The organism is Prevotella sp. oral taxon 317 str. F0108 (assembly GCF_000162415.1).
Classification (GTDB): Bacteria; Bacteroidota; Bacteroidia; order Bacteroidales; family Bacteroidaceae; genus Prevotella; species Prevotella conceptionensis.
On record NZ_GG740083.1, the window covers coordinates 4,949 to 11,995 of the forward strand.

Annotated in this window: 6 protein-coding genes and 1 pseudogene; 6 read left to right on the top strand and 1 reads right to left on the bottom strand. The window is 38.8% G+C overall.

Going from position 1 to position 7,047, the window contains the following annotated elements; all coding sequences use genetic code 11:
- The 4 genes from HMPREF0670_RS16855 to HMPREF0670_RS14910 form a co-directional block, all read left to right on the top strand.
- A partial coding sequence (locus HMPREF0670_RS16855) for an RHS repeat domain-containing protein (RefSeq protein WP_198009324.1) occupies nucleotides 1–1,340 on the top strand: 1,340 nt, incomplete at its 5' end.
- 907 nt (nucleotides 1,341–2,247) lie between these two features.
- Nucleotides 2,248–2,775 carry a hypothetical protein gene (locus tag HMPREF0670_RS14900; RefSeq protein ID WP_157579679.1) on the top strand — a complete coding sequence of 176 codons (528 nt, stop codon included), beginning with the start codon at nucleotides 2,248–2,250 and terminating at the stop codon, nucleotides 2,773–2,775.
- 327 nt (nucleotides 2,776–3,102) lie between these two features.
- Nucleotides 3,103–3,720, top strand: a complete 618-nt coding sequence (locus tag HMPREF0670_RS14905) for a hypothetical protein (protein WP_009231966.1) — start codon at nucleotides 3,103–3,105, stop codon at nucleotides 3,718–3,720.
- Nucleotides 3,721–4,846: 1,126 nt separating this feature from the next.
- On the top strand, nucleotides 4,847–5,008 hold the full coding sequence (locus HMPREF0670_RS14910) for a hypothetical protein (RefSeq protein WP_009231967.1): 162 nt from the start codon (nucleotides 4,847–4,849) through the stop codon (nucleotides 5,006–5,008).
- A 16-nt stretch (nucleotides 5,009–5,024) separates the two neighbouring features.
- On the opposite strand, the pseudogene HMPREF0670_RS17340 reads toward HMPREF0670_RS14910, so the two are convergent.
- Nucleotides 5,025–5,150: pseudogene (locus HMPREF0670_RS17340) on the bottom strand (IS5/IS1182 family transposase); the annotation flags it as partial.
- A gap of 789 nt (nucleotides 5,151–5,939) precedes the next feature.
- Between HMPREF0670_RS17340 and HMPREF0670_RS14920 the strand changes: the two are divergent.
- Together HMPREF0670_RS14920 and HMPREF0670_RS14925 are read left to right on the top strand one after the other, a co-directional pair.
- Complete coding sequence (locus tag HMPREF0670_RS14920) at nucleotides 5,940–6,335, top strand: DKNYY domain-containing protein (RefSeq protein ID WP_198009325.1); 396 nt, start codon at nucleotides 5,940–5,942, stop codon at nucleotides 6,333–6,335.
- Between the two features lie 142 nt (nucleotides 6,336–6,477).
- Nucleotides 6,478–6,897 carry a hypothetical protein gene (locus tag HMPREF0670_RS14925; protein WP_044078486.1) on the top strand — a complete coding sequence of 140 codons (420 nt, stop codon included), beginning with the start codon at nucleotides 6,478–6,480 and terminating at the stop codon, nucleotides 6,895–6,897.
- Nucleotides 6,898–7,047 lie beyond the last annotated feature (150 nt).

The following is a 7,047-nucleotide window of genomic DNA, read 5'->3' on the forward strand; positions in this document are numbered from 1 at the left end:
TCTACGGCGTCAGCAGCAACAACGTTACGGCAGGCCAGAAAGACTATGCCGCCCGCATGCTGCAGATAGAGAAACAGCGCGAGGAGTACTACCGCAAGCTGGGCACATCGCCGGGTGTGCCTACGATGAAGGGTGCAACGGCAGATCCCGACAACACGGGTTATGGCTACAACACCATCATCGGGGAACTGGGCGACCACTCTGTGCCCGAGGGTTGGGTGCAACGACCAAAGCGCAACACCACGCCGGGTACGCCTCCGGGTCCACCTATCCAATGGAACAAGCCCGAAGACCCTGACAATGCGCAGCCGGGTTATGGCTATGTCCCAACGGACACAACCAACACCGAGGACATCTTCTTCTATCATAGTGACCACCTCGGCAGCACCTCCTACATCACCGATGCCAAGGCCAACATCACCCAGTTCGATGCTTACCTGCCTTATGGCGAACTGCTCATTGACGAACACTCGTCTACGAAGGAGATGCCGTATAAGTTCAATGGCAAGGAACTTGATACCGAAACTGGGCTGTACTATTATGGGGCGAGGTATATGAACCCAGTAACGAGTCTGTGGTATGGAGTGGACAGATACGCAGAAAAGTATCCATTTGCATCTTGCTATAGTTACTGTTTAGGAAATCCTTTAAAGTTTATTGATATAAATGGAGATAGCACCGTCATTGATAATTCTGGGTATATAAAACACTACAACCCTAATGATAAGGATTTAAGAGTATTCTTAAATGGGAAATCAATAGGACAGCTGGGTGGAAAAATAAATGCAAATGGGTGGTTTAACAATCTGCTTGCAGAGAATGTAGACGAGGCAAAATCTATTTGGAATCCATTTACGTTTAAGAAGAACGTACAGCAATACGGTAAATGGGATTATAAGTACAGAAGCCCCGCAAATAGGAGTAATAATCTGCGAAGTCATATTTTGGGTATCGCATTTTATAGAAAGGACGGAGAAAAAGGTCCTGGAGATTTAGGAGAAACAATATTTCGTTTTAATGGGATGAATGATCGAGCAGAAGATCTTAATAATTTTCATTTTGGAGTTGTTGGCAAGGCTCTGCTATTCCCATTTGCTGAAACCTTTATGATGAGGATGGCAGGTGATACAGAGATGAGTAAATGGCAGGATGATTATAGGGCAGGGAAAAGGTCAACTCCTCATGTTCCAGCCTCATGGAGACCCATGACTATCACAGGTTATAATCCTTCAGCTATGGGGGGTACTCCGATTTATGAATTAGGATCCCCATATGGTGACAATCCGACAGACAACCGATGGATTAGGTTAGGGTTCAATTATTATAAAACAAGGAAATAATTAAACAGGTACATCATGATGATGCCTTGTGGAATTTCGTCCTCATTAGGCGTCGTTTATTTTTTTTGTCATGGAAATGAAAATAAGATTATTGTTGATGTTGCTTCTACTGAGTGCTAGTAACTCCTGTAAAAGAAGTGCATCGTGTTCAAGGCAATACTTGATAGAAAACTTTATACGGAACGAAGAATGTTTTGCTCAATTTGTTTCTTTGTATCAAAAACAAATTCCATCTGTCATTATACAAAAATTCCAGGTCCAAATAGAGTTGAACGACTATAAAGACGACATTCATATTATTCTAATCCCTCATATAATAGGTGAGAGAAAGTATGTTTTAGAAAACGTCAGAAGAAATCACTTAAAGTATCAAAAGAAATTGGCTGCTCTAAACTTGAAGACAAAAGATATTGAATCTTTAGTTTCCTGCCTTAATTCTGCAGACTGTCACACAGTAAGGAACGTTAACTACTATAAAAGTAGCGTAGAGATGATACCAATACAAAATGGTAATGTATCACATTCCTACCTATATCATAATGATGAGATCTCAGCCGATATGGTCAGTGTTATAGGAAAGCCAATTAGCCAATCACGCTTAGGGAGGCATTTCACATTATCAAATGAGAGTATGCTCTAAAATGAACGAGCTGAGAATTTAGAATAGGTAGATTCGTACCCGCCTACAAATGCAGCTGTGTCGGTCAAAGGCAAAACAAGCCACACACCTACAATGCCGCCGGCGAGCGTATCGTCAAGAGCCACGGTGACTTCGAAGGCGTATATGTAAATGGTGCCCCGCAGGGAATCACCCTTTGGATATACCCGAGAAAAGATTTACTTTCTGGTAAAATAACACTATCATCTTGGTTAAGAGGATATCCTACAAAAAAATAAATTAAACTAAATGAGAAGTATATTGGCTATAATGTTATTATCCATCCTATTGTGCTCTTGTTATAAATCAAGTAAAAAGGAAGGTGTGCATGCCCAATTAAAAGATGAAGTCTACAGCATTGTGGTTTCATACATGGATAGTCATCCTCAGTATAATACATTCATTCTCACTGAGGCAATGGAACAAACCATGTCTGGAATAAAAACTTCAGGTTATTTTTTGGGTCCTGGCTATCCAAGATTGCTTCCCCCCGAAAAAAGCACATCGTATTTAGATATAAACAATTGCCGCCTCTACATAATCTCCAACTTGTCTTCTTTGTATGAATTCGACAATGATGCATCTATGTGGAAAAATACAAATCCAACTGACAGTGTGGTGTTAGATGGGGTGGTTATATACGACCTTGTTTTTAATTTCCTACACAATGGACTATTCATCTACTATTCAAATTCCAAAATAAAAATCATGGAACGACCAGATACTTTTTTCACACCCTACATTAAAAGTGCTGTTGTCTTTGAAAATAAAAGATGAGAGGAACTTGAAACGAAAAACAACCATGCGGACAGCCTCACATTAGTAGAGGATGTGTCGAGAGGCGAGACGTATATATCAATGGTGCCCTACAGGGAATCACCCTTTGGCTATCCCCGACTTCAGGCTGCGCCTCGGAAAAACGAGCGAGCTCCTTTTCCACTCGGCTTGCACTGAGGTTCCACGAAACGGAAGATTATACCATCTATCCCGCACCAATTATCACTATGACGAAGAACCGCTTTATAATATTCACCAAAGAAAAGGTTCTCCTCGTATAACCAATGAGAATAACCGTTATCCTTACATTCCAAAAAAGAAAAAGTGATGCTGTATACACTAAAAAAATATTCTTTGCCAGGAGATTTAAGTATTCCTATTCAAATACAATCATTGCAAGCAAAAGCAATAGAGGTTATTGATTATGATTATATCGGGGATGCAAAAGAAGAAAATTATATTTCTTTCGCCAACCAGTTTTACGGTTTCTTATCAAAATGGGATATAAAAGATATTGCTATAATAATATATTCCAAAGCGATGAGAAATACCCCTCTTCTTAGAAAGACCTTTCGCTTTGATTTTGATTCATACAAATTTGAAAATGATATTACAATATTTCACATTTCGATAGATAACGCTTACATCGTATTTGTAGGTATCCTAAGGATTCAAGGGGAAAAAGAAGTTACACGTATTATTAAATTTCTTTTTTCGCAAACCTATGAAACGCAAAATCTACTTGTCTGTTCAACTGAATTTATTGATAAAGAACAATTGAAAAATGCCTTGCACAAGGCTTTATTCGTAGAATATGATAGATATGGATACATACGACATACAAAAATTGCATTAGAAAAACTTAAGTTGTATTCAAACAATCTCAAGGTTTTGTATCCATATGGTGGAACTGATTTTGGAAGTTTTATCTTCTTTTGTTTTTAGATGCCTTACCAATCCAAGATCAATTTGTTACACACATTATAAAGAGACTTAAGTTTCGCAAACACGGAATCACAAGCAAACCTTAGCGTAAATCTGAAATGAAATAACTACCTACTTCGTGCAACTATCTGTAAAACAATGTGTCTGATTTGTCTTGACTTTTAATGTTTCTACAAATTGAGAGGAGTTTGTTGTCCTTGTGATGCCAGCACAAGATAAAAACTCCTCTCATATACGAAGTGCAGGGTAAAACAGCTCGCTGGCTGATAAACTCATGAAAGCCCAACTGCTCACGAATACATCAACTCACAAACTGACCAACCCACCAACTCATAACCTCATCAACTTACAAATTCATCAACTCATCAACTCACAAGCTTACCACTCCACAAACTCATAACCCCCACAAACTCATGACCTCATCAACTCATAACCTCATCAACTCATAACCTCATCAACTCATAACCTCATCAACTCATAACCTCATCAACTTAAAAACTTAAATTGTTTCTTTTGTTTTACAAAGCGGCTCTAATTTTTGCTCCGTTCTAGCGAAAATTAAGGTTAAAAAGTAGGTAAATGGCCACTATTTCTAGCCTTTCACACCTTTTGTTTTGTCCGCTTTTAAGAACAAAGCCTGCATTTTGCACCATTTTACCTCTCTAGATTGGTCGCCACCTCATATCTTTATTACGCCCAATTACCCGCTTTTTACCCCTAAAAACCCACTTTTCAACCACTATTTCGCCCTTTTCGGCCATGTATTTCATGGATCTAAAAGGTTTTATTTATACCATTGCAGCGGATATTTATGCTTTTCGCCTCGCGTTTTGCAGCATTTAGCACTGCATTTTGCATCATTTTACCTTGCGTTTAGCACCAAAACGCACTGCATATAGCACCAAAACGCACTGCGTTTAGCGGCATATTGCACTGCGTTTAGCACCAAAACGCACTTCATTTTGCTGCAAATCGCCCAAAAACAGGTGTTCGTGGCGGTCAGTTTAAATAAAAATACATTTTGCCTGCATGCACAACTAACCCCTTTTTGCATCAAAACAAACCTCCGCGAGAATCGATTTTTTGCGGCAAGGTGGGCGTTTGGTGGGCGAAAAGGCCACTTTTTATGTTAAAATTCTTGCTGAAAACTAGACAAAACGATTGGACGGAATACGCGCCTTTGGGCAACGATACGGAAAACACGTGCGCCTACAACCGCCAACGCGAGTGGTTGAAGGGCATGCAGTCCACGGCCAACTGGGACTGCACCATGGAAACGCAGAAGTAATCGGGCATGGTCAGCTAGTTTTCAACTTGTAGGGCATGGGTTGAATGACTGCCATCAGGTTACTTCTTGAGACATAACCACGTTTTGCCACAGACAAATGGGGCTGAATTTCAGATTTTATCGTATCTTTGTCCAGTAAAATTCAACAATTTTAAAGATGGAAAGGCTTGTTTGGGAGGGGTTTCGGAGTAAAATCCCAATGGTAATATTTAGTTGCATGATATCTCTTTTATGTTGTACCCCCAAAAAGGACAAACGTATTGTAGGTGGAGATATTATAGGACATTGGCGCGCTGTGGACAATGATTACAGAACTGCTACATATGCAAACTTATTCTTTTACCGAGATTCTACAGCCGTTTTTGATTGTATCTCAGATACCGTCATGTTTTTACGTTATAAGCTCGTCAAAGACACCTTAATTATAATAGATGAGAATAAAGTATGTACAAAAGCTCCCATTCAAACACTTAACTCCAAAGAATTGGTTCTAGAAAGTTTGAAAGACTCGGAAAATAAGCAATGTTTCATAAGAAACGAAACATCTGGCGAACAATTTGATAGTTCCTTTGTGAGGGAATTCATGTGAATGTGTATCTCATGCCCATAAAATAAAATACGATCCGTGGACAATATTTGGATGTTGCGAACGTCATAACATCGAAGGCATCCGAAAGGCCGAAGAACCTCATGGAGGGACAGCAACCACTCCACCGCTCCCACGCAGATAGGGCATGAGCATTATGCTTGCGATGCCAATTTGTATAAATATTCCCCTATTAGTACTCATGTCGTAGTTAGATTTACACCTATGTCATGGACAAATCCATTCCTAAAAAGATATACATATAAAGAAATTAAGTAAATGATTCTGTTTTTTCGCATATCAGTGGCTCTTACAATGTGCATTGTTTTTACAAATTGCACAAGAGTGAAACATAACTACGTTGAAAAAGGAAATTGGGTAAGACTTTATGAAGGAGAAACTATAGATGGTTATACACGTTTGGGTGATAGCATCTATGGCGGTTATGCAGATTCTGTATATCTACATGCTTACATGCGAGCATTGAAAGGTGTGGATACGAAATCATTTAAAGTATGTAAGAATACAGGATATGCAAAGGATGTACAAAGGGTATATTATCCTTTAAAAATTGTTTGTGAAGATGCGGAAGATGGTGGAGGGTGCTATTTTGAAGAATATATCATAGAAAAAGCCAACCCTGTGTCATTTAAATATATTGGAAATAGATATGCTACTGATGGAGAAAAATTATTTTATGAAGGTCGGGAAGTGGACTGGTCACTCCTTAAGCAGAAATAAAGTATATGGTTATCATTTTTCTCACGGCAGTAATATTATATTCACATTATAAAAGGACTTGCACACGAATTTCTGGGACATGGATTATAATACAAACAGAGGAGGAAATACCCCATTTTAGATACGTCACGATAAAAAAGAAATGAAGAAAATATATTCTGTTTGTATTTTTATGGTGTTGCCTTTCTTAATAGCTTGTAACGAGAATCATAGTTTCTCACTTGATGAGAGCCGGCAACTTTTGATAGTGCATAACTTTTTACATATGGAAATAGAGTCTGACTGTCTAAATCCTAGCGAAAGTCATCTGTTCTTCATTACAAAGAAAAATGAATTTGACACTAGGAGTTGTGACACAATAAACTTTAAAAACGTATCGTCTGAATTATCTGTGGAGGAAATGAGCAGTTATGGTATTACTAAAAATCTTCGGAGAATTAAGTTTCGTCCCAATACAAGATATGTTGTAATCCATTCAGGAATGGGAGCTCAGGTGTATATCAAGGAATATTTCTGGGCAGATTCAAAGGGAAAATTAAGAAGAACTCGAAATCCAAAGTAGTGCTTTGTACAAAGAGGTAAATAAGCATGTGTAGTAAAGTAACGATTAAGTAGTACCTACCATGCAGCAGGACAAATAGTTCGCCTTTCGGGCAATAAACAGGGGCATGAAAGCGTTGTTATTGACAGGATAGGCTATGACAAGGACGGG